This window comes from Algoriphagus locisalis (assembly GCF_900116615.1).
GTDB lineage: Bacteria > Bacteroidota > Bacteroidia > Cytophagales > Cyclobacteriaceae > Algoriphagus > Algoriphagus locisalis.
Genome location: NZ_FPBF01000010.1, coordinates 83,299 through 104,721 on the forward strand (window position 1 = coordinate 83,299; position 21,423 = coordinate 104,721).

General features: G+C 41.3%; 18 protein-coding genes and 1 pseudogene. 11 read left to right on the forward strand and 8 right to left on the reverse strand.

The genetic code is table 11. The features are described 5' to 3' along the window. Positions 1-15 precede the first annotated feature (15 nt). The 6 genes and pseudogenes from BM386_RS21885 (at position 16) to BM386_RS21910 (ending at position 7,277) form a co-directional block, all read left to right on the forward strand. Positions 16-1,632 (forward strand): class I SAM-dependent DNA methyltransferase, encoded by a 1,617-nt coding sequence (locus tag BM386_RS21885; RefSeq protein WP_091698089.1) that lies wholly within the window; start codon positions 16-18, stop codon positions 1,630-1,632. Next, entirely contained in the window at positions 1,622-3,067 is a 1,446-nt protein-coding gene (locus BM386_RS21890) for a restriction endonuclease subunit S (RefSeq protein WP_091698090.1), read from the forward strand. Before BM386_RS21885 ends, BM386_RS21890 begins: the two co-directional genes overlap by 11 nt. Next, positions 3,039-4,709 (forward strand): restriction system-associated AAA family ATPase, encoded by a 1,671-nt coding sequence (locus tag BM386_RS21895; protein ID WP_091698092.1) that lies wholly within the window; start codon positions 3,039-3,041, stop codon positions 4,707-4,709. Before BM386_RS21890 ends, BM386_RS21895 begins: the two co-directional genes overlap by 29 nt. Next, positions 4,709-5,764, forward strand: coding sequence for an HNH endonuclease (locus BM386_RS21900; protein ID WP_091698093.1), 1,056 nt, complete (start codon positions 4,709-4,711; stop codon positions 5,762-5,764). Before BM386_RS21895 ends, BM386_RS21900 begins: the two co-directional genes overlap by 1 nt. Positions 5,765-5,868: 104 nt before the next feature. Further along, positions 5,869-6,756, forward strand: a pseudogene (locus BM386_RS21905) (IS256 family transposase); the annotation flags it as partial. A 95-nt stretch (positions 6,757-6,851) separates the two neighbouring features. Further along, positions 6,852-7,277, forward strand: a complete 426-nt coding sequence (locus tag BM386_RS21910; RefSeq protein WP_091698097.1) for a hypothetical protein — start codon at positions 6,852-6,854, stop codon at positions 7,275-7,277. 11 nt (positions 7,278-7,288) lie between these two features. On the opposite strand, the gene BM386_RS21915 is transcribed toward BM386_RS21910, so the two are convergent. Further along, positions 7,289-7,474, reverse strand: coding sequence for a helix-turn-helix domain-containing protein (locus BM386_RS21915; RefSeq protein WP_139235960.1), 186 nt, complete (start codon positions 7,472-7,474; stop codon positions 7,289-7,291). Positions 7,475-8,464: 990 nt separating this feature from the next. Here BM386_RS21915 and BM386_RS21920 point away from each other — a divergent pair. From BM386_RS21920 to BM386_RS21930, 3 genes are all read left to right on the forward strand, one after another. Continuing rightward, positions 8,465-9,868: a TlpA family protein disulfide reductase gene (locus tag BM386_RS21920; protein ID WP_091698100.1), complete on the forward strand. Its 1,404-nt coding sequence runs from the start codon at positions 8,465-8,467 to the stop codon at positions 9,866-9,868. Next, a complete protein-coding gene (locus BM386_RS21925) occupies positions 9,865-13,086 on the forward strand; it encodes a SusC/RagA family TonB-linked outer membrane protein (protein ID WP_091698102.1) in 3,222 nt (1,073 codons plus the stop codon). The genes BM386_RS21920 and BM386_RS21925 overlap by 4 nt, the downstream gene beginning before the upstream one ends. A 128-nt stretch (positions 13,087-13,214) precedes the next feature. Then, positions 13,215-14,564 (forward strand): RagB/SusD family nutrient uptake outer membrane protein, encoded by a 1,350-nt coding sequence (locus BM386_RS21930; RefSeq protein WP_091698104.1) that lies wholly within the window; start codon positions 13,215-13,217, stop codon positions 14,562-14,564. 42 nt (positions 14,565-14,606) lie between these two features. On the opposite strand, the gene BM386_RS21935 is transcribed toward BM386_RS21930, so the two are convergent. Both BM386_RS21935 and BM386_RS21940 read right to left on the reverse strand, forming a co-directional pair. After that, positions 14,607-14,900 carry a hypothetical protein gene (locus BM386_RS21935; protein ID WP_139235961.1) on the reverse strand — a complete coding sequence of 98 codons (294 nt, stop codon included), beginning with the start codon at positions 14,898-14,900 and terminating at the stop codon, positions 14,607-14,609. A 451-nt stretch (positions 14,901-15,351) separates the two neighbouring features. After that, a complete protein-coding gene (locus tag BM386_RS21940; protein WP_139235962.1) occupies positions 15,352-15,828 on the reverse strand; it encodes a MauE/DoxX family redox-associated membrane protein in 477 nt (158 codons plus the stop codon). Positions 15,829-16,115: 287 nt separating this feature from the next. Here BM386_RS21940 and BM386_RS21945 point away from each other — a divergent pair, with 287 nt between their 5' ends. Both BM386_RS21945 and BM386_RS21950 read left to right on the forward strand, forming a co-directional pair. Next, positions 16,116-16,706 carry a Crp/Fnr family transcriptional regulator gene (locus BM386_RS21945; protein WP_091698108.1) on the forward strand — a complete coding sequence of 197 codons (591 nt, stop codon included), beginning with the start codon at positions 16,116-16,118 and terminating at the stop codon, positions 16,704-16,706. Beyond that, entirely contained in the window at positions 16,703-17,593 is an 891-nt protein-coding gene (locus tag BM386_RS21950) for a terpene synthase family protein (protein ID WP_091698110.1), read from the forward strand. Before BM386_RS21945 ends, BM386_RS21950 begins: the two co-directional genes overlap by 4 nt. Positions 17,594-17,996: 403 nt before the next feature. Here the strand turns inward: BM386_RS21950 and BM386_RS24025 are convergent, their stop codons facing one another. The 5 genes from BM386_RS24025 to BM386_RS24175 all read right to left on the reverse strand — a co-directional run bounded on the left by BM386_RS24025 (position 17,997) and on the right by BM386_RS24175 (position 21,133). Next, positions 17,997-18,128, reverse strand: a complete 132-nt coding sequence (locus BM386_RS24025; RefSeq protein WP_280141027.1) for a hypothetical protein — start codon at positions 18,126-18,128, stop codon at positions 17,997-17,999. Between the two features lie 82 nt (positions 18,129-18,210). Continuing rightward, positions 18,211-18,822, reverse strand: a complete 612-nt coding sequence (locus tag BM386_RS21955) for an outer membrane beta-barrel protein (protein WP_091698111.1) — start codon at positions 18,820-18,822, stop codon at positions 18,211-18,213. A 340-nt stretch (positions 18,823-19,162) separates the two neighbouring features. Further along, entirely contained in the window at positions 19,163-19,816 is a 654-nt protein-coding gene (locus BM386_RS21960; RefSeq protein WP_091698113.1) for a hypothetical protein, read from the reverse strand. Between the two features lie 60 nt (positions 19,817-19,876). Continuing rightward, on the reverse strand, positions 19,877-20,254 hold the full coding sequence (locus BM386_RS21965) for a hypothetical protein (protein ID WP_091698115.1): 378 nt from the start codon (positions 20,252-20,254) through the stop codon (positions 19,877-19,879). A 273-nt stretch (positions 20,255-20,527) separates the two neighbouring features. Beyond that, the gene (locus BM386_RS24175) at positions 20,528-21,133 is read right to left on the reverse strand and encodes an STM3941 family protein (protein WP_425285323.1); all 606 of its coding nucleotides are present in this window, start codon (positions 21,131-21,133) and stop codon (positions 20,528-20,530) included. Between the last annotated feature and the right edge of the window lie 290 nt (positions 21,134-21,423).

Below are 21,423 nucleotides of genomic sequence, written 5' to 3' on the forward strand. Positions count from 1 at the left end.
AGTTTTTCAAAATCAATGTTAACCACAGAAATCAGAAACAAGGTTCAAAGTCTTTGGAGTAGGCTTTGGTCCGGTGGGTTTTCCAATCCTATTAGTGCCATTGAACAAATTTCCTATCTCCTGTTCATGAAACGGCTTGAGAATTTTCATGCTGATACTCCACAGGAATACAAATGGAGCCATTACCATAAAATAAAAGGCAATGATTTAATTCCGCACATTAAGGGTAAGGTTTTTCCGTACATCAAAACTCAACTTGCCCGAGAGGGTGATCCTTTTGCCGATGCTATGGAAGATGCCTCTTTCCGCATCAATGATCCTACACTGCTGGAAGATGCCATAAAGTCCATTGATGATATTTATACCGAAATAGAGCGGCAGGAAGCAGAGGACAATCAGCATTTTCAAGACATTCAGGGTGATGTGTACGAGCACTTGCTAAAGCAAACAAGTGAAGCAGGTAAAAATGGACAGTTTCGTACTCCACGACATATTATCCAAATGATGGCCGAAATGCTAGACCCCGATTTGGATGGAAAAATCTGTGATCTTGCTTGTGGTTCGGGTGGCTTCCTCGTTGGGGCTTATCAATACATTATCACCAAATATTCTTCTCAGAAAGAAGAAGATGTAAATGGACTGCCCAAAGGCATAGATGGCGATTTGCTTACTGAGGAACAAAAAAACAAACTCAAACAAAATACATTTTACGGTTTTGACATCGACCAAACTATGGTTCGCATTGCTACTATGAATTTAATGATGCATGGAATTACACGCCCTGACATAACCCATCTTGATACTCTTTCTGATCGGTATGAGCAGTATGAAGTTGACCGCTATGTGGAAATTTGGAAAAAGGAAAATGAGAATGAACCGGTTTTAGAAATTGATGACGAAAAAAGGCTAGAGATCAGCGCAGAGAAATACCGCTACATTTTGGCTAACCCACCTTTTACGGGAAAGATAAACAGCCTTACTATCAGTGAGAATTTAAATCGCGCTTACCAACCAAAATATAAGGATGAGGAAAGGGTTAGCCAAACTGTGCAATCTGAACTGTTATTTCTAGAACGTATAATCTTTATGTTAGAAGAAGGTGGTAAAGCTGCTGTTATTGTACCAGAGGGATTACTATACAACTCGGGGTCTGCTCATAAAACTGTCCGACAGGTTCTTATGACAGATTGCGATCTCGAAGGAGTAGTTTCTCTTCCAGAAGGTGTATTTATGCCGTATACAGGGGTAAAGACGTCTATTTTACTCTTTAAAAAGGGGCAATGGAGGAATAACCAGCCCCAAGAAACAAAAGTCTGGTTTTACAACATGAAATCTGATGGTTATTCTTTAGATGCTAACCGAAGAAGGTTGAAAGACCAACCGCTTCCCGAAGCTATCAAAGGTTGGAAAGACAGGGATGATGAAGATCAAAGTGATAGAAAACTTCAACATTTTGCCATACCATATGAAGAAATTGCACAAAATGGTTTTGAGTTAAATTTCAATCTCTATCAAGATTTTATTTATGAGCCGAATGGTTATCGTGAACCAAAAGAGATACTTGAGCAGTTGAATTCGCTTGAAACGGAAATTCTAAAAGGGTTAGAAGAAATTAGAGCATATGAGTTCTAAACGAGTTAAAATAAAAGACCTTGTAGATCTCATAAATGGACACCCATTCAAACCAGAAGATTGGGGGCAAGATGGTAGGAAGATCATAAGAATACAAAACCTGAATAACCCTGATGCCGAGTTTAATTACACCACGAGGGAGGTTGATGAAAAATATATTGTTAGGAATGGAGATATTCTCATTTCGTGGGCAGGCTCACTTTCTTCTTTTGGGGCATTTAAATGGTCTGATAAAGATGCTCTTTTGAATCAGCACATTTTTAAAGTGGTCTTCAAAACAGAAGAGGTAGACCATTCCTATTTTCAACATGTTGCAAACCAAGCATTAAAGGAATTATTACAAAAGACAAGAGGGTTAGGGTTAAAACACCTGAAGAAAGGGCAGATAGAAGAATATGAGTTCGAACTTCCAGATAGTGGGAAACAAATAAGGATAGCTAAAGGGCTTAATCTTATTCAAAAATTAATCAGTGTTCGAATAGAGACATTAGACCTATTACATGATTATTTGTCGAATAGCTTTTTAAAGATGTTTTTAGAGAATCGGCAATTTTTGGAAGATTCTAATTCTTGGGGAACCATCGATGAAGTAATTGAGAGTTCAGTTTATGGAACTTCTAAAAAGGCAAATACCAATGGCGCAGGTATTCCAGTTTTAAGAATGAATAATATAACATATCGGGGAGAAATTAAGCTTGATAACTTAAAATGGGTTGAATTTTATGAGAGCGAAAGCCAAAGACTATCCTTACAAAACGGTGATGTTCTGTTTAACAGGACTAATAGCAAAGAATTGGTAGGAAAGACAGCTGTATGGGATCGAGGTGAAGGCTATACTTTTGCAGGATATTTAGTTAAAATAGTTCTGAAAGATAATCGAATGACTCCTTATTATTTTTCAGGGTATTTAAATTCAAAATTTGGCAAGAAGATACTTTTTAGCAAAGGTAAATCTTCAGGAAGTCTTGTGAATTTTAGTCCTCCTCTCTTAAAAAGCCAAAAAATTCTAATCCCTCCAATGGAGCTTCAAAATAAATATGATGCTTTACATATTGAGATAAATAACCAGAAGAAGCAATTAAGAAAATCTCTTGAATTGCTTGAAGAATTCTTCGAAGCCTTTTTGTATAAAACTTTTGGAAAAGTAAAAGAAGCTGAGTCAGATGACATAGATAGGCTCATGAATGACGAAATTCAACTCGAACTCTTCCTTAATACCATAAACACTTCGGATTATGAGACTGAAGAAGAATACAATTTAGACATAGAACGTTTGCACAAAATCCTTGACCGAACCATACTGAAAAACAATGAGGATTCAAAGTATTTAAAAGGCATTGTGCAGCGATTAGAAGGAGACAAAATAATTCTCGAAACCAATAAAGAATATAAATACCGTAAAAGCGATGAAGCTACTCAGGATAAAGATCAGTAGCGAGTTCAGCAGCCTTCAGGAAGGTTTTGAGCTACACTTTCGCGATCCTTTTAAAGAAGGGCGTGATACAAATGAGGATTGGCAGCAATTTCATCCTTTCTGCTTCGCAGGTCTTAATGGCAGCGGTAAATCAAATGTACTGGAAGCACTTTCAGGAATTTTCTATCATCTTGAAAGTTGTGCTAATGTCAACCAGCCCGAAAACTTCAAGGAGCGTTTCAAATCACAAGAGGGAAAACCAGATGCTTATGAGTTAGCCTATTACATTAAACCAAAGACTGAAAAAGGCGAGTATCAAATCGAAAACATGGTATTGGTTATGGTGACTAAGAAAAAGGACGAATCACCTGAAATGAAATGGCAGCCTTATCCATTTGAAGGTGAAAAAATGCGCGATGTTGAAATTGTTTCTAAAGAAAAAGCTACTATTCCTGCTCCAGGCAAAAATTACCTTCCTGACCTTATCATTGCTTATTCATCAGGGGAAAATGAGATACTCAGCATTCCATTCCTGAAAACCCGGCTGGTACATTTCGATGAATACAAAGAAGCCATTGCAGGCAATATTGACTATGAAAAGCCGGAAAGCAACATGGTATACATCGACTATGAAATGAGTCAGGCTGTGTTACTTTCTAATTATATGTTTCAGGATAAAGAATCCGTATTGAAGCCACTCGATAAATACCTGGATATTTTAGATATCAAGCGGTTTCGAATGAACCTCAATATTGGACATCAACTCGAAAAACAGCCTATACTTAAACAGTTTGAAAAAACCCTTCAGAAATTCAAAAATTGTGGAACGGTAAGATTTGATAACGGCAAAAAGCTTTTACTGGATTTTTGGGTTAACGATGATACCAAAGAAGCCTTTCGCAAGAACTTCAAAGGTGGAATATATGAGCTTTTTCAAGCATTTCAAGTACTGTACACTCTTAACTACCGAACCGCAGATTATGGTGCTAAGTCCGAAGTATATGGATCTCAAGGTTACTATACACACGGAAAAATTAATATGCCGGGCCCATTAGACAAAACCTTTTATTTTCTGGATTACTACATCCAAAAACGAATGAAGGGAACAGGTGAGATTAAAGAGTTACTACTCAAACAACTATCAGACGGAGAACAGCAATTTCTGCATTCATTAGGCATTTGCCTCATGCTCAAAAGCAAAAGTGCACTTCTTTTGCTTGATGAGCCTGAGACACACTTTAATCCTGATTGGCGGTCAAAATTCATTAGCACACTAAAAAAGAGCTTGGAAGTCACGGGAAGCAATGACATAGGGCGGGATATTCTCATTACTTCACATTCACCCTTTATCATTTCTGATTGCCTACCCGACAAAGTGATTTACTTCAGACGTAAAAAGGAAAACCAAAAAGAAGTGGAAGGGATTAGTGCCCGAGAATTGAATTTTAAATCATTTGGAGCTTCGGTTGACATCATTTTAGAAGTGCTTTTTGGAAAACGTCAATCTATTGGAAACCTTGCTCGAACAAAGTTGCAGTACGACCTTAAACAAGTAAAAACAAAAGCCGATGTAGATGCCATCAAAGAACAGGTTAGCGATATGGGCGAATCCATTGAAAAAGATCTGCTACTTGCCAGCCTCAACCAACTTAACCTGCAATAATGCTTCGAACTATCACCCCAAAAGCAAACGATCCCATTTTCGGCCTACAAAAACTGGCAGAACACATTGTTTGTGACCTATGGTGTGAAGCAGATGAAAATGACTGTCTTAGCAAGTTAAAGATGGAACATGAAACCATTGTGAATGCCTACGGCTGGTTAAAAGATGAAATACTCTCAATTTACGAGCGGTGCGAAGGTTTAAGTCCGGTTGAGTTACTGAAAATTAAGCAAGCCTTTCATCAAAATAATGACATCGAGGAATTGTGCAATGGTAAACCTCCGGTTTACCTGGACAATCTTCCAGCAGTGGTAGAAGATAAGATGAAGCCCTTATTTGTCAAATTCTATGAAGAACTTTTGGAAAGGGCTAAAGTTGATGGTGATAAACTTGAGTATTACGAAGCTCTATACAAAGCCAATCGTTTTCATAATTGTACCTGTTGTGGTTTTATGAAATTTGATACTGGGCAACTTGAACGAAGAGAAGCCTATGACCATTATCTGCCCAAATCGAAATATCCCTTTGCAAGCATTAACTTTAAGAATCTTGTTCCTCTTTGTTACAAATGCAATTCGGACCAAAAGAAAGACAAAGACCCGATTGAGGGAGGAAGAAAAGCGTTTTATCCATTTCGTACACAACCTATCAATCTTGAAATTTCGACTACACTTTCAAGCGAATTTGTTAATTCACTATATGATTCGGTTGTAAATGATATAGACGAGATTGATACTGTACCACCCAAAATTAAAGACATTGAAATCACCATTACCTCAGTTGAACAGGAACAAGTTGAAACCTGGAATGATTTGTTCCGCATAAGGGCTCGCTTTTCAGAAACAACAGGTCAATTTAGTTTTCGTTTGCTTAGGAAAATGAGTAGGCATTTTAGGTCTGAAAAAGACAAAAATTCCTCATGGAATTATATCCAGACTTTAGATCATTACATTGACGAATTTAAACCAGATCCAGATTTAGATGAGAACTATTTAAAAATACCATTCTTGAATGCTGCTAAAAAGTGTGATTCTCTAATCGAAGTATATGGTTGATTTTGTTAATGTAAACTTCACGTATTAAATAAAAATAAAGAGGGTGTAAGATAAACTCTGTCTAAAGCATTAAAATTTAGTTAAAGTTTATAAGATAGAGCAGTATGAAAGAAGAAGAATCAGCATTCAAGAAAAAAGTATTAAAACAGTTTTTATCAGGTGACAACCTATTCGGAAAGGATGGTGCCTTAGCACCTCTACTGAAGGATTTTCTGGAAGAATCCCTGCAGGCAGAGATGTAAGATCATCTCCGGGATGAAGAAAACGGTTGGTCGTCGGGAAACAAGCGAAACGGCACAGGCAAGAAGACAGTCAAGAGTGGCCTTGGTGAAGTGAAGCTGGAAACACCTCAAGACCGTGATAGTAGCTTTGAGCCAAAGATCATAGAGAAGAGGCAACGGATATTGGCAGACAGCCTTGAAGATCAGATTATAGCCCTCTATGGCATGGGTAGCAGCATGCGTGATATATCCGCCCATATCAAGGAGATGTATGATGCTGAGGTATCCACGGAGGTTATCATTGATATTACCGACCGGATCATTCCCAAGGTAAAAGAATGGCAGAACCGCCCGTTGGAGGATATTTACTGTATCGTATGGCTGGATGCCATGCACTTCAAGGTTCGGGAAGATGGTAAGGTGAAGCATAAGGCCCTGTACAATGTTTTGGGTATCAACAAGAAAGGAAAGAAAGAGCTGTTGGGGATGTACCTGTCTGAAAGTGAAGGTGCCAACTTCTGGTTACAAGTGCTAAGTGATCTGCAGCACCGTGGGGTAAAGGATATCCTAATCGCCTGTACAGATAACCTGACGGGCTTCCCTGAGGCAATCCAGTCTATTTTCCCTAAGGCTGAGGTACAGCTCTGTATCATCCACCAGATCCGCAACAGTCTGAAGTATGTGGCCAGTAAGGAGCAGAAGGAGTTTGCCGCTGACCTGAAACTTATCTATGGGGCAGATACCAAAGATCAGGCAGAGTCGGAGATGTTACCAAAAACTATCTTTTCCAATTTATTTTCAGATCATTTTATAGGTTGGACAATGCAGGGCTTTCAGCAGAGTTTAAGGTGAAATACTTCGACCTCATGCAGCAAAACAGATTTCTTAAATCTATTGATCCAGTTTCTATTCTAAAAGCGTTAAGTGAAATTCTAACGCTGAAGAAAAAGAATAGCTTTCAGTTCTCTTTTACTACTAAGATGATCAATCTAATTGATCCTAGTTATCCAATCTATGATTCTAAAGTTTCAAAGGCCATTATTGGATCATCTAATAGTCCTAGCGGAGATTTTGAAAAGAAATTAAAAGTTTATTCAGCAAGACATGAAGTGATTAGAGAAACCTACGCTTATATTATAGATAGTAAGTCCTTTGGGTCTATATTCTCTGACTTTGATAAATCCTTTCTAGGTAATGAGTTATCGGAGCTTAAGAAGCTTGATTTTATCTTTTGGTGCTACGGGAAGCTGGTGCATAAGCTTGAGTCTAAAGCTGAGTTTAAATTTTTTTGAATTGAATACAATTATTCCCAATTGAAATCCAGAAATACTTTTGGGTGAACTTTTAAAATTTTAGCAAATCTTTCCAGTTCACTAATCCCAAAATTTGTTTCTCCTCTCAAGACTCTTCCAATTTGCCTATTGTCGTCAGCTTGGAATAATTCTGCAATTTCTTCCTGCGTTATATCTTGTTCATCAGCAAGTTCCAAAATCTTGGAGCTGACCTTATCAATAAATGCTTGGTTTTTGTAATTTGGCTTTCTTCCCACATAACAATAGTCATGAATTAAGTAAATTTTTATTAGGACATATTTGTCCTTTTATAAGTTATTATTAACTTAGATGCGATTAGAGAAATCTAATCTGCAAACTTTCATATTGAACGCATTTGCACTTGTGAGTCTCGTCTTAGGAAACTGGTAATTTCAATTGAGGAACGGGATAAATAAGTGAGGATGCTCACGCCTTTGGCGTGGGCTACTTACTTGCTTGTTCCTCAGGTATACCAGTACCTCTAAGACAGCTTGTTTGAGTCCACGCCTCTTTTTTGGCTTGTTCTCAACTTGGACTATCGTTATAACCCAAGTATCATGGAACAGATGGTGATTTTTTCTGGATTAAGTTGCTTCCCGGGATCAGTATTCCGGAAGAAGGATCTGTCTGCGCTTTTTTACATTGGGTCACATTGCTCATTACCTATTGCCTGTTATTCATTACCAGAGGAGCAGGGCATTATCGCGGTAGATCGCCTGTATCCCCTGAAGCCCAAGAATCCGATTTGAAGGATTCGACTTTTATCGCCGATTAAGGGGAGGTGCACATCCCTGAGCAGATCGGTTACCACACACTCACGTCAGCAAGCTCACAGTAGCCGGTAGAGCTGACACATTTCTTAGTATTTATTTATTGCTGGTTCGACAGGCTCACCACAAGTGGTTGGCCAAGTAGGCTAAGGTGGAAAAACTATGTCTTGTGATAAGTAGCAAGTAGCAGGTATCAAGTAGCAAGAAGCTAGAATCAAAAGTTAAGCTTGTCTTCCGAAGGTAGGAGGCAAGAACCTAGCGTCGTGATTCTACTTTAAGCTTCCTGATTTTCTACTGGTCTCATTGCGGACAGGTGCTAATACGCTTCGACTTCGCTCAGCGTGACAAACATCGGACACCCGACACCCGACACCCAGCATTACAAACATCAAAAGCATGAAAAAACATCTATTCACATGCTTCCTGGCATCGCTATGTCTATACGGAAGCACACTCCCAGCACAAGTTGCTGATTCACCCGGGGCGGATTTACCTCATAGGTCTAGCCCCATAGTCCCGCATGAATTGCGGGACACCCATCGGGGCGGGGGCACCCGCTCCGATACTTTGTCCATCGGCGACCGGATTCCTGCTGGGATTGAGTTCTCAGAGGTATTGCAGTTTGATTCGGATAAGCTACGGCTGGATGATTATCGGGGCAGGTATGTGATCCTGGAATTCTGGGCACCCACCTGTACGGCAAGTATCGCATCGCTACCAGAGATGGATAAAATCCAAAAGAAGTATGGGGATCAGCTGGCGGTTCTTCCGATTACGGTTTTTCCGGAAGACAGAATTCAGGAGACCATTTCTGGGATTGAACGTCTGGATGCCATGGAACTGCCCTTGGTGGTGGATGCCTGGAAGTTGAGTGCCTATTTTCCCCATTCGGTGATTCCACATGTAGTGGTGCTGGATCCTAAAGGAGAGGTGGTTGCCATCACGGGGATAGAGGATATCACCACTGCCAATCTGGATGTACTCCTGAGTACCGGTGAATCCTCCTTTAGAACCAAGAAAGATACCCGTGTTCGGCTTCCGAAAGGGGAGCGGCTGATCTCAGGTGCTGCTGAGGTAGGCAATAAGAACATCTGGTACCAGTCTGCGATGACAGGATACATTCCTGAACTCAGTGGAGGAGTCTACCAAAAGTTTGAGGGGATGTCCCACATCAGGATTACGAATAAACCCTTGTATAACCCTTATCAACTGGCTTATTCAGGAAGGAGTATGGTGGATTATTATGGGAGGAATCGCTTTGAAGCCATAGGTTTTGACGAAGAAGAACTTACTTCTGATAAAGTTGGCAATGACTATCTGGAATGGATGGCTGAAGGCAACCATGTGTTTGGCTATGAGCTGATTGCCCCTGCCCATACGAACCCCTATGAATTGATGAAATCTGATCTGAAACGCTTCTTTCCACATATAGAAGCCAGTGTAGAGAAAAAGAAGCGAATGGTGTATGCGCTGGTGCAGCAGGAGGGAAGAAACTATCCACCTTCTACTTCAGCGGAGAGCTCATACAGCATCGATGGAGGCCTGGAGATGACCAACCTGATTATTCAGGGGTTGGTTCATCATCTCAATGTGGTCTTTATGCGGAACAGTCCTTATCCGGTAATCAATATGACTGGTTTGGATTATCCCATAGACCTGAGTCTGCAGGCAAATCTGAGTGATGTGGAAAGCATGAGGGGAGCATTGAAGGAAAAAGGCCTAGACTTGATTTTGCGAGAGGAAGAAATCAATGTGCTGGTGTTGAGGAAAATTGGCGAACCTAAACTACTTGCCTTATGAGAACTCTTCGATATCTATTGATTGGTCTGATGGTCTTTGTTTTTCAGACCTTGCAGGCGCAGGAGTTCTTACAGGGAACGGTATTGGAAAAGGACAGTGGCATTCCCATGGCCGGCGCATTGGTTTTGATTACTCCGGATGTAGGCTCCACTGTGGCCGATGAAGAGGGGGAATTCAGGATGGAGCTAGAGGCTGGATCCTATGAGCTCAGGATTAGTTTTATGGGGTATAAAACCCTGACCAGCAAGGTAACTGTGCCGGTGGGAGAAGAGCTTCTGCTGGAGTTGGAACCCATGGAGATGGGATTGGATGAAGTGGAAGTGGTATCCACAGGATATCAGGAAATCCCAAAAGACCGTGCTTCTGGATCCTTTGTGACGTTGGATGAGGAGCTGATCGACCGAAGGGTCAGTACAAACCTGGTGGACAGGCTGGAAGATGTGACCTCCGGACTGATCTTCAACAGGGCAGGGGACCAGACCCGAGACCCCATCTCCATCCGTGGAAGAAGTACACTGGGGGTGTTCTCCCAGCCTTTGATTGTCATTGATAATTTCCCCTATGATGGAAGCCTGGATGATATTAACCCCAACGATGTGGAGAGCATCACCGTATTACGGGATGCTGCTGCCGCTTCTATCTGGGGAGCCCGGGCAGGGAATGGGGTGATTGTGATCACCACCAAGTTAGGTAAGCGGAATCAGGAGATGAAGGTGAGCCTGACTGCCAATTCCAACTGGATCCAGAAGCCCGATCCCTTCCTTTCCCCGGTCATGGGAATCAATGAATTTATAACGATAGAAGAACAGCTTTTTGAGTCAGGGTATTACAACAGTACCTTTTCCAATCCTACACGTCCTGCGGTCACCCCGGTAGTGGAGACACTCTATCAGGAGAGGGAAGGGCTGATCACTGCTGAGGAAGCTGACCGACGAATTGCCGCTTATCGGAGTTATGACCTTCGGGAGGATATTCAGCAGTACCTCTACCGTCCTCAGCTGAACCAGCAATATAATATTGGCTTGTCTGGTGGATCTGCATCCCACAGCTACATGATATCCTTGGGCTATGATGACCAGCGACTCTCTGAGGTAGGCAATTCCAACAACAGGTTTACTTTGAATGTGAAAAATGATTTCCGTTTGGTTAACGATAAGCTGGGCGTACAGGTAGGTTTTTATGGGGCCAAAAGCAGGGAAGTGGATCAGAATGCAGGTCCGGGTGATCTGAGTTTTACCTCGGCCCAGACCATGTATCCCTATGCCCGGCTGGCAGATGAAAATGGCAATCCACTGGCTGTAACCAATAGATTTATCAACAGTTTTAAGCAGGAGGCAGAAGCAGCGGGCCTGCTTGACTGGGATTACGTTCCCCTGGATGAAATAGGGCTCAGTCCTACCAAGGATTACCTGGATGACTGGAGATTGAATCTGGGAATGGATTATGCCTTGCTCAAAGGGCTGAAGGCCAAGATACTCTATCAGTACTGGCAGATGAACTCTCGTAGCGAAACTCTGTATGACCAGGATAGCTATTACGCCAGGGAGGAGATCAACCTATTCAGCGAATTCGATGAGAATGGAAACCTGATCCGGAATATTCCCTACGGCGGGATTTTACAGCACTCCAGCAGGTTATCCAACAGCCATTCAGCAAGGGCAATGGTGGAATATGCAGGTGATTGGGGTAATAAATGGGAATTTAACTCACTGGCTGGGGCAGAATTGAAAATGCTGGATTTTGAAACATCCAGTCAAAGACTGTACGGGTACAATGCTGAAACGGGCAGTACCCAGAAAGTGGATTACCTATCTGTTTTTCCCCAGTATAATTTTCCATTGATCATGTCTCCGGTTACCCATGCGGATGGTGTAGGGGCTGGGGCAGACCGCTTTTATTCCCTGTTTGCGAATGCCTCGCTTAGCTATTCAAATCGCTATCTACTCACCCTGAGCGCCAGGAAGGATGCTTCCAATCTATTTGGGGTAGAAGCAAACCAACGGGCAGTACCGCTTTGGTCGGCCGGCCTGGGCTGGACGCTCAGTGAGGAAGACTTTTACCACTGGGAGGGCATGCCCTATCTAAAACTCAGGGTTTCCTATGGTTTTAACGGCAATGTGGACCGAAGCCTTTCTGCCTTTACCACTGCAAGAATAGCGACCAGAAATACATTGACCAATTTGCCTTATGCGCAGATTGTTAATCCCCCTAACCGAAACCTTCGATGGGAACGGATCAAGATCACCAATGTAGGGCTGGATATGGAAAGTAAAAACGGCAGGATCTCCGGGACCTTGGAATTTTACCTGAAAGACGGGCTGGATCTGATCGGACAGTCTCCCTATCCCCCGAGTGCGGGTATATTGACCTTCACCGGTAATAATGCCTCCATGCGGACAACAGGCTATGACCTGCAGCTGAATACCAGAAACCTGACAGGAGGATTGAAATGGAATACTGCCTTTTTGCTGTCTGGCCTTAAGGAAAGAGTGACTGATTATGAGATAGAATCCCCGGTAGCAAGTATTCTCGACAGAGGAGCAAGTGGAGGGGGTGGGGGAGTGAATTATCCGGTGGAAGGAAGACCGCTGTTTTCTTTCTATAGTCTGCCATGGGCAGGTTTAAATCCGGATACTGGAGCTCCTCGTGGGCTGCTGGATGGAGAGCCTTCCGAGGATTACCGTACCCTGGTCAATGAAGCAAGCCTGGAAAGTATAGTCTTTCACGGTCCAGCCAGACCCACAACGTTTGGATCCTTGCGGAATACCTTCAGCTATAAAGGGGTTAGCCTTTCTGCCAATATCAGCTACCGATTTGGGTATTATTTCAGAAGGACTTCTGTACAATACAGCAGTATCCAGATGGGAAGAGGTGGACACTCGGATTATGAGTTGAGATGGCAGAATCCGGGCGACGAGCTGGTAACCCAGATCCCTTCCCAGCCTGCTTCCATAGATAACCTAAGAGATACCTTCTATCGCAACAGCAGTGTCCTAGTTGAGAAAGGCGATCATATACGGCTTCAGGATGTCCGCTTAGGCTATAGCATTCCCAAACAGGGAACCGGGCTTTTCTCCAAAATGGAGCGGGCAGAACTCTTTCTTTATGCCAATAATCTGGGGATGATCTGGAAAGCTACCGATACAGACTGGGACCCGGATTTTGGAAGGCAAATTCCCAGAAAAAGTATAGCCTTTGGTATCCAACTTGATTTTTAACAACAACTAAAGGTAGCCGGAGACTTTCTTCATAAAGGGGAGGAGTGATTACCTCCAAAATCTAAAATTCCGGCTTAGCTGTGGAGCCAACTGGCTCCACGGCACCTTTTAACTTAGACTAAAATACTATGAACAGAATAAACATAAAATTAACAATCCTCGGGTTCAGCCTGCTTTTATGGGGCTGTGAGGGATATCTGGACGAGAAGCCCAACCAGAATCTGGTAGTGGTGAATACCCTGGCTGATGTGCGGAGTCTTCTTGATAATTCAAGTGTTTTTAACGAGCAGCCTGTGCTGGGGGTGTTGGCAGCAGATAACTATTACCTGGCTGATGATGGCGTGGCAGATTTATCTGTTTACCAGATAGGTTCTTATTTCTGGATGGACGATCCTTTTCAGGGAGACTATGTAGGCGATTGGATTTCTCCCTATGAGCAGGTGTTCTATGCCAATGTGGCACTGGATGCATTGGCTGATTTGGGTGAAAATGAAGGGGAGGAATCCGCTAAACTCAGGGGCGAGGCCTTGTTTCACCGTGCTTATGCCTATTATCAGTTGCTTCAGTACTTTGCCCCGCCTTACCAGATGGCTGGTGGAAATGATCAGTTGCTGGGGATTGTGCTGAAGGATAGCCCTGATGTCAATGAAGTGGCATTTCGATCCAATCTGGAGGAATGTTACCGGAAAGTACTGGATGATCTGAATGAAGCGGTGACTCTTTTACCGGATTTTCAGCTTCCCAAAACCAGACCAAGTAAAGTTTCTGCGCTGGGAATGCTGTCCCGTCTGCACTTGACCATATTTGACTATCAGGCGGCTGCAGCTACGGCAAGAGAAGCATTGGAGCTATATCCTGATCGGCTTGATTTTAGGGAAGCGGATGAGAATGCCCGCTTTCCCTTTGAGCGGATGGGAAAGGAGGTCATGTATTATTCCGCTTTGTTGACTATAGCCTTTAATTATTCCTCCCAAGTATATGTGGATACCGTATTGGCGGCATCTTATCAAGAGAATGACCTTCGTCTTCCGGTTTATTTTGACTCAGTAGGTCCAAATAGGCTCTCCTATACAGGAAGGCTGTCCGGTACCACTGGCATGTTTGGAGGTCTCAGTGTGGGAGAATTGGAGTTGAATCTGGCAGAAGGATTGGCTAGAACTGGGGATGAGGCCGGTTCCATAGCGGTGTTGGAGGAGTTCTTTTCCAGGAGGATTGCTGGTGATGAAATTCCAGCGGTGGATTTCGAAGGGAAAGAATTGATTCAGTTTATTCTGGATGAAAGGAGAAGGGAGTTGATCGGTAGGGGGCTCCGTTGGACTGATCTGAGGAGGATTAATCAGGAAGCTGATTATAAAGTAACCTTGGAAAAATCTTTGAATGGACAGTCCTATATCCTAGAGCCTAATTCTTTGAAATATACCTATCCTATACCTGATGATGAGATTATATTATCCGGTATCAGGCAGAATGAAAGGTGAAAAAATTCCCAGGGAAGGATCTCCCTGGGAATTAACCTTTTATCATAAGGCTACATAAGTGCCTTCTTCCAGATTCTCTATGGTGCCAAATGGATTGTCATTGACAAACTCCACTTCACATTCCTGAGAACTTGCATCACATCTATAATCCACAAGGATCTCCTCATCGGTAATCTCACGATAGCCGTTGGTCATCGCATAGTCGGGATGAGAATCTGGGGTCCATACTTTGGTTGCAGTTTTTTCAGTCACCATAGGCGGTACATTCATGGCCATGGCCAAGGTTGCTCCGAACACTAATCCCAGTGCTGGGAGCATTTTTGATATTGATTTCATAATCTTGTCGTTTTTGGGAGTTGCCTCCCGGTTGAACATAGATTTTACTTGGTTCCGCTGATGCGGAGCCCCTTCCGAGGACTTCATCCTTCGTGAGGAATCCGCCCAAGGACTCCATATCAGCGGGTGAACCGTCCGGGTTGCCCCGGTTTTGGGAATCGGTTCGGATCCCTGCACCGCCGAGTGTTGGTTGGCCTTTCTACTCCCAACCCTTAGAAAGGAGCGGTGCTGTATTAGTTATTTGAAATAATTTGATCCTGAATTGGAATAAATTGCTTTTGATATTTTTTGCAGCCCAGGCCTTTCCTTTGTGGGCTGTAGGGTGGCGGATTGACCTCCGTCACCCTTAATTTTTTTATGAATTTAGATTAATAGGTACTATTCCGAATAAGAGTTTAATTTTGGGTTCTGGAAGCAGTTAATTCCGGACTAATTAAAGCTTAACAACCTGTTAAAAGCCTGAGGCACTAGCCTTGGGCTTTTTGCTTTGGAACATATAGAGTCCAACTACTGCCAGCCCGATTAGAAATAAATTCAGTATGAAATGTTCAGCCCAACCCAGACTGTCAATAATTCCTGCGCAGTTGCAGGGGACCCTGGGGAAAGCTCCTACCCAGATCAGTCCCACATAGGTGGTGAAGACGGTGAGCAGGAGGATACTTGAGAGGTATCCCCACCATCTGCTGACTGAAAAGAGCAGGAGCCCGGTGATCAGCAACTCAGTGATTGGTACTGCATAAGCTAGCGCTTCGGCTAGTTCCCCTGGAAAGGTTTGGTTACGGAAGGCATTTCTGCTGGCTTCCCAGCGGAGCAGTTTGTCCAGGCCTGTGTAGATGAATACAGCAATTAAAATCAAGCTGCACAGTCGGTTAAAGACTGTGGTTCGGTTATCCCAATTGCGTCGATTTTCTGTAACAAGTGCTTCCATTTTTAACCTGTTTATGATGAATCTCTTTGCTTTTTTGATTCTGTAATAAAATTATGTAATCGGATTTACATACGCCCCCGACAAATGTCGGAAATGTGATATGGGGCTGAAATCTCCGACATTTGTCGGTTTTTTAGGGGGCAAACCCTTATCAACTAGTCTGTTATTTGGTTTGGAATGATTTGATAATTAGATTAATAGTCGGGATTTGGTTAAAATGTGTAGTGGAATTGTCGCTTACTTTTTTTACCTGCCTGAGTTTGTTGTATTGTTTAAGCGAGTATTTTATGGAAACCAAGTATAGGCAACTGTTGATTGATGATGTAAGTCAACTAATGGAATTGAGCGAGGAAGACTTCGAAATTGTCTTTTCGGAATTGGAGCTAAAGCGTAGCAGAAGGGGACAAATACTTAAGAAGGCGGGTCAATCGGATAAGGTAAGTAGGTATCTATGTGAAGGGTTTATTGGTTCTTACAGATATTATAAGAAGCGTCATGCTTTATCTGTGATTTACCAGCGGACTGACACGGTGTTTGATGAGCGTTCTTACCGAACCGGCTTTCCAAGTGATACCCTGTTAAAATGCATCTCCGATGTAATTTTTTATGAGTTCAGCCTGCCCTCAGAGCAGGATATCTTGGGTAAGCATCCTAAGTTTTTGGCACTAGCCCATAAGCTCAGTTTGCGTATTAATGAACGGAATGTCGCGGTATTGGAGCTGAGTCGCAAAGGTCTTAAGAAAGGGTATCATGAATTGATGCACCTTTTTCCCGGAATACTTCCTGAAATCACTTATGAAGAATTAGGGGATTTTTTTGGGGTTTCCCGCCGGACGGTGGAGCGGTTTAAACATGATCTTAAAAATTCAAAACCATGAATGACATAGGTTTTCATACTGCTTTACAGATAAATACTAAGGATACGGATGATTCTGTCCTAACATGGGCAGAAACCTGGTTGGTGAATGATGCAGGGGAAATAGATGAAGAGGTACTGGAACGATTTCGGAGTCAGCGCCTTAACTGGTTTGCTTGCTACCTTTTTCCAATGATGGAAACAAATAAGCTGGATAGTATTGCTAAGCTGTTTTTTTGCATGTTCCTATTGGATGATTTATTGGATTTAATGGAAGGGGAAGAGGCAGAAAGTCTTTTGGAGGAAATGACTCAAAGTGAATTGAAGCAGGGCAAACATCTATTGTCACAGCTGGGCTTGCCCATAGATGTATGTTATGAAAAGGTTCTGGGATATTTTTCTTCCGATAATCAGAAAGCTAGGTTTAATCATGTATGGGACTTGTATGTAGCCGGGCTTCAATGGGAAATTAATAATAAGAATGGCATATGGAAGCTTACCCTGGAAAATTATCAGGAGATGAGGCCACATAGTTCAGGGGTTTTCATCGCCATTGAATTGCTTCGAGAAGATCGAGGTTACTATCTGTTTGATACGAATGAATTGGAAAATGATATTGCGAGGTTTATCTGCTTGTCAAATGATCTGATTTCCGCATCTAAAGAGTACCAAATAGCGGATAGGCATAATGAAGTGTTGTTGCTTTCCGAAGCGTTTGGACAGGAGGAGGCAGTTAATAGGGTAATGGGAGAACTAGCTTATTTGAACAAGAAAATCATCAAAAGTAGCCAGTTGATTAGCAGTGTGTCCAAAGAAAATAAAAGTTGGGTAGATAGCCTACTCTTGCTATTGGGAGGCTGTCTTTATTGGTCTGGGGAAACTGAAAGGTATGCTGATTCCGGTGATTAAAGCCTGGCTTTATATTTCGGATATTCTTATTTTGGTAATGAAGGGAGAAGGGGAGCAGAAGTTCTCCATGATCGTTGGCTTGGAAATGCAGACATGCTTTGGATTATCTTTTTAAAATAATGAGTTTTAACTATTACAGATTAAGGTTTAGATTCTTCATCTGTAGATTTAAAAACCAAAACTATTCCAAAAAGCAAAAGCGCTTTGAGAATACACCTCCATTCTGACGATATTATTACATGACGCAAAATGTTTATCAAGATGATTCATTCGAAAACCCTTAAACTCGATTAACTACAAAAGCAAATTCGCGGATTACTGATAAATGATAACAAACAACTGGGAACAAGCATGTTTAAAAAGCCCTAACTGCGTCAGGCTTGCACAAACACGTTGTTGAATACTAGTTGTCTTTTTCGAATACGGTCGTCCAGGAACGCTCTTCTGCTAAGGGTTCTAAATTTACCTTCGTTTGAACAGTGATAGTCCTGGCATCATTACTCAATTCCCAAACCTCTGTTATATATACAAGCATTTGTTCCCGGGAATTTACCTTATATGAATTATGGAAAACGGTTTGACTAAACTGCGTTTCAATGCAGTGTAGCTTTATAATTTCAGATTTTGAAAACAGCTCCGATATTAAAACTCATATAAAAATTCTTTCCGCTTTTTTGTTCTGTAGTGTCAGTGAGTCCAAATAGATTAGAGTTTTCAACGACCACTAGAATTTTAGGCGATATATTGAATTTATATCCGATTCCACTGCTAATTCCAAATTGCGTAGAATTCGCAATGGTATTTATGCTAACAGAACCATTTCCATCATTATAATTTGCTTCAGCGTTAGTCAAAAACCCTACACCTATTCCATAATTCACGTGCCAGTTCCGTTTTGTTCCAAAATGATAATTCATAGTCAATGGAACTGTAATGTATTTTGTTCTTTCGGAATATTCGGTAGTAAAAATTGCAAGGTCAACTTCGTTAGTTCCCATTTTTTGATATAACAAACCTGTACGCAAACTCCATCGGTTGTTAAAAAAATAATTTCCATAAATCCCTAATTGAATACCAGAAACTGGTGAGGAACCGAAAAGGAAAGAGTGCACTTGATAAGAAGCACTATATCCAACTAGCGGTGTTAATTCAATATTTCCTTTTTCTCTCAATTGACCATTACACAATAAACTGCTCATTAATAGTCCAAAGCAGATTAAATATTTCATTTTCGATCGTTAATGTGTGTTCTTCGTCCTCATTTGCTGGTAACTTATATATCCTTCTCCCACTCCCCATTGCGTTTATATTGCAATTCTCTACAGGCGTTCGGGGTTCTGCTGTGTCTAAAATAAGGGTTTCGTCGATACCACCCAGCGGGCTTTGAATATTTTTATTTGAAATCGAAAGGTTAGCTTCAGGGGCAAAGCATCTTTGACTATGCACCAGAATCAAATGGAGCAAAGGACTACGAAATGCTAGTCGAGGAAATTATCACCAAACTAAACTGGAATCAAAATGGTCTGACTGCGCTTACTAAGCATTATGGGATTTAAAACTTGGCATAAGTTAATTTTTCTTTCTTGCCAAGTAAGATCCTATGTATCCAATTAGTCCGGCAATTACAAGTAGAGAACCAGAGTAGCTGTTTATCTTGTTAATTACCATAAGATATGTCAAGGTCGCAATTGTGAGTAAAGCAAAAAAGAATAAAATAACAGCGGGTTTTGTCTGAAAGAAATCATTGTATTCAATTCCTTTACGTGAGTTCTTGTAAAAGTCACTTGTCGTTGAATCATGGGCAGTTTGATTTCTAATAAAATTCTTGAAATCCCATAGAAGGGCTTCGAAATCATCATTCTTGTTCCAAACTCTACTCTTGTATAGTGTAATATTTCTGTTGGCTAGTTTTAGCTTAAAGGTTTTATCACCGCCAAAATTAAAATCGGAAAATGCTTTAATTTTATCGATATCTATCTTCTTTGTTCCTGATCGGAGGTATTTAAAAGTAATGGCATTGGTATCGAAAGTAATCTCAATTGGTCTCAGTCCGAATTTTCTAGCTAGAAAGTATGCAAATAAATTAGCTGTCACGAATAGAGCTATGAATTCTATTCCTTGTGTTTTGGAGAATAAAATTAGTGGTAGGATCCATCCAACTGACATCTGAATTACAAGACACCAAAAACTATACACATGAATATTATAGGTTTTAGAATTCATTTATTCAATTTGCTATAATAGCTCCAAAACGGCTTGAATAAAGTGCGTTATCAACGCGCTTTACTTTTTGTTGACGTTAGTTGCTTCATTTATGTGATCCTTTAATTCTTCTTTGAGTCGATAGAAATATTGGAGTTTTTGATCAATCAAGGTCTTTTCTGAAACGGGTTCTCTGATTGATTTTGGAAGGTCAAAATTATCTGAGATCACCTCAATTGAAACTTTATCACCCTCCGATAGTTCACTATTAGCCCAATCAGCATGCTGTCTAGTATCTGAATTTAATCCTCCTACCGAAAGATCCAGAACTTCAGCCTCGTCATCTTTTCTTCTAATCGAACTAACGATGCATGTAACTACTGAATTTTCTTTTTCAAATCCAGCACGACAAATTTCTTGGCCATTAATGGAAACTTTTAATCCGAAAATTTCTTTCATAATCACTTGTTTAATGCCAACACTTGCGGTTTCGAGCTCCCACTGCCCTATTTATTGTATCGTGTCGCTATCACCCACAAATCTTAGATAATTTCACTTTTACCAAATTAAGGATTTCGTCGATCCCACCAAGCTCACTTTGAATATTTTTATTGAAAATCGAAAGCTCAACTGCAGGGACAAAGCATATTTGACTATGCACCTGAATCCAATAGAGCAAAGGAATATGAAATGCTAGTCGAGGAAATTATCACCAAACAAAACGTTATTAGCCTATGGATTTTTACCACCTGTTGTTGCTCTTCGTTTCTCAAGTTGTTGCAGAAGTAATTGTTCTAGTTCGTCAGAATCAATAGATAGAGACCTAGCCATTATTGTTAAAGGTGATCCGAGGGTTCTGTGGTTAGACCTCATCGTTCGCTTTGCCAATACGTTTGTTGTCCGATCAATATACTTTGCAGGTTTTCTTGTTTTGACAATAATGAGCTTTGTGTAGGAAATTTTCACTGTTCTAAAACCTGTTATGTCGTCCCACTCAATCAAACCAATTTCGAAGTTATTCGAATTGACCCATATACCTGCATCTGAGATTCTCAATCCAATCTTCGAGTCAACGAGTTTTCTCGTAATGAATAATAGGCAAACCCCGAAAAACATAAGGCTTGCTATCCCGGCAAGTCTGATAAGCGTTGGACTTGGGTATCGAAACGATATGAAGGTGGACGGCTCATATGAGAATACAATCCCTAGCAGCACGAACATGAGTGCCCCAATAAAATAAAGAGTAATCTTAGTTTTACTTAGTGGGATTTCTATCACTCCATTCATGCATTTAGTATATGAAGCGTAGCCCGCCGATACAATGTTACAAGCAGTCATTCACAACCCTAATTATTTTTTTTTCCTCTCTTTCAAGTACTTAACAAAGTCCCAACCTGTCATCATTCTATTTTCTGCAGGTGTCCTTGTGGGGTTCATATCTGCAAATTCATTTTAATATAATCCTTCACATTCAACAGTTTTGTGATAGGCTAATACAATGTCGACAAAGTTGTTTTTGGTAAAGGAAAAGATGGAGCTTTCTATTTTGAATCAATTGTTTAATAATCTGATAATGAGAAGTGTATAGGCTGTTAGTGATTGTGCTTTTTATAGATTGCCTACCTGTT

What these genes read in the sequence shown, in the direction of transcription:
- BM386_RS21890 (WP_091698090.1), top strand. Translation starts at nt 1,622, where the DNA reads ATGAGTTCTAAACGAGTTAAAATAAAAGACCTTGTAGATCTCATAAAT.
- BM386_RS21960 (WP_091698113.1), bottom strand. Translation starts at nt 19,816, where the DNA reads ATGAATTCTAAAACCTATAATATTCATGTGTATAGTTTTTGGTGTCTT.
- BM386_RS21895 (WP_091698092.1), top strand. Translation starts at nt 3,039, where the DNA reads ATGAAGCTACTCAGGATAAAGATCAGTAGCGAGTTCAGCAGCCTTCAG.
- BM386_RS21900 (WP_091698093.1), top strand. Translation starts at nt 4,709, where the DNA reads ATGCTTCGAACTATCACCCCAAAAGCAAACGATCCCATTTTCGGCCTA.
- BM386_RS21930 (WP_091698104.1), top strand. Translation starts at nt 13,215, where the DNA reads ATGAACAGAATAAACATAAAATTAACAATCCTCGGGTTCAGCCTGCTT.
- BM386_RS21940 (WP_139235962.1), bottom strand. Translation starts at nt 15,828, where the DNA reads ATGGAAGCACTTGTTACAGAAAATCGACGCAATTGGGATAACCGAACC.
- BM386_RS21935 (WP_139235961.1), bottom strand. Translation starts at nt 14,900, where the DNA reads ATGAAATCAATATCAAAAATGCTCCCAGCACTGGGATTAGTGTTCGGA.
- BM386_RS24025 (WP_280141027.1), bottom strand. Translation starts at nt 18,128, where the DNA reads ATGCTTGTATATATAACAGAGGTTTGGGAATTGAGTAATGATGCCAGG.
- BM386_RS21885 (WP_091698089.1), top strand. Translation starts at nt 16, where the DNA reads ATGTTAACCACAGAAATCAGAAACAAGGTTCAAAGTCTTTGGAGTAGG.
- BM386_RS21945 (WP_091698108.1), top strand. Translation starts at nt 16,116, where the DNA reads ATGGAAACCAAGTATAGGCAACTGTTGATTGATGATGTAAGTCAACTA.
- BM386_RS21955 (WP_091698111.1), bottom strand. Translation starts at nt 18,822, where the DNA reads ATGAAATATTTAATCTGCTTTGGACTATTAATGAGCAGTTTATTGTGT.
- BM386_RS21950 (WP_091698110.1), top strand. Translation starts at nt 16,703, where the DNA reads ATGAATGACATAGGTTTTCATACTGCTTTACAGATAAATACTAAGGAT.
- BM386_RS21910 (WP_091698097.1), top strand. Translation starts at nt 6,852, where the DNA reads ATGCAGCAAAACAGATTTCTTAAATCTATTGATCCAGTTTCTATTCTA.
- BM386_RS24175 (WP_425285323.1), bottom strand. Translation starts at nt 21,133, where the DNA reads ATGACTGCTTGTAACATTGTATCGGCGGGCTACGCTTCATATACTAAA.
- BM386_RS21920 (WP_091698100.1), top strand. Translation starts at nt 8,465, where the DNA reads ATGAAAAAACATCTATTCACATGCTTCCTGGCATCGCTATGTCTATAC.
- BM386_RS21925 (WP_091698102.1), top strand. Translation starts at nt 9,865, where the DNA reads ATGAGAACTCTTCGATATCTATTGATTGGTCTGATGGTCTTTGTTTTT.
- BM386_RS21965 (WP_091698115.1), bottom strand. Translation starts at nt 20,254, where the DNA reads ATGAAAGAAATTTTCGGATTAAAAGTTTCCATTAATGGCCAAGAAATT.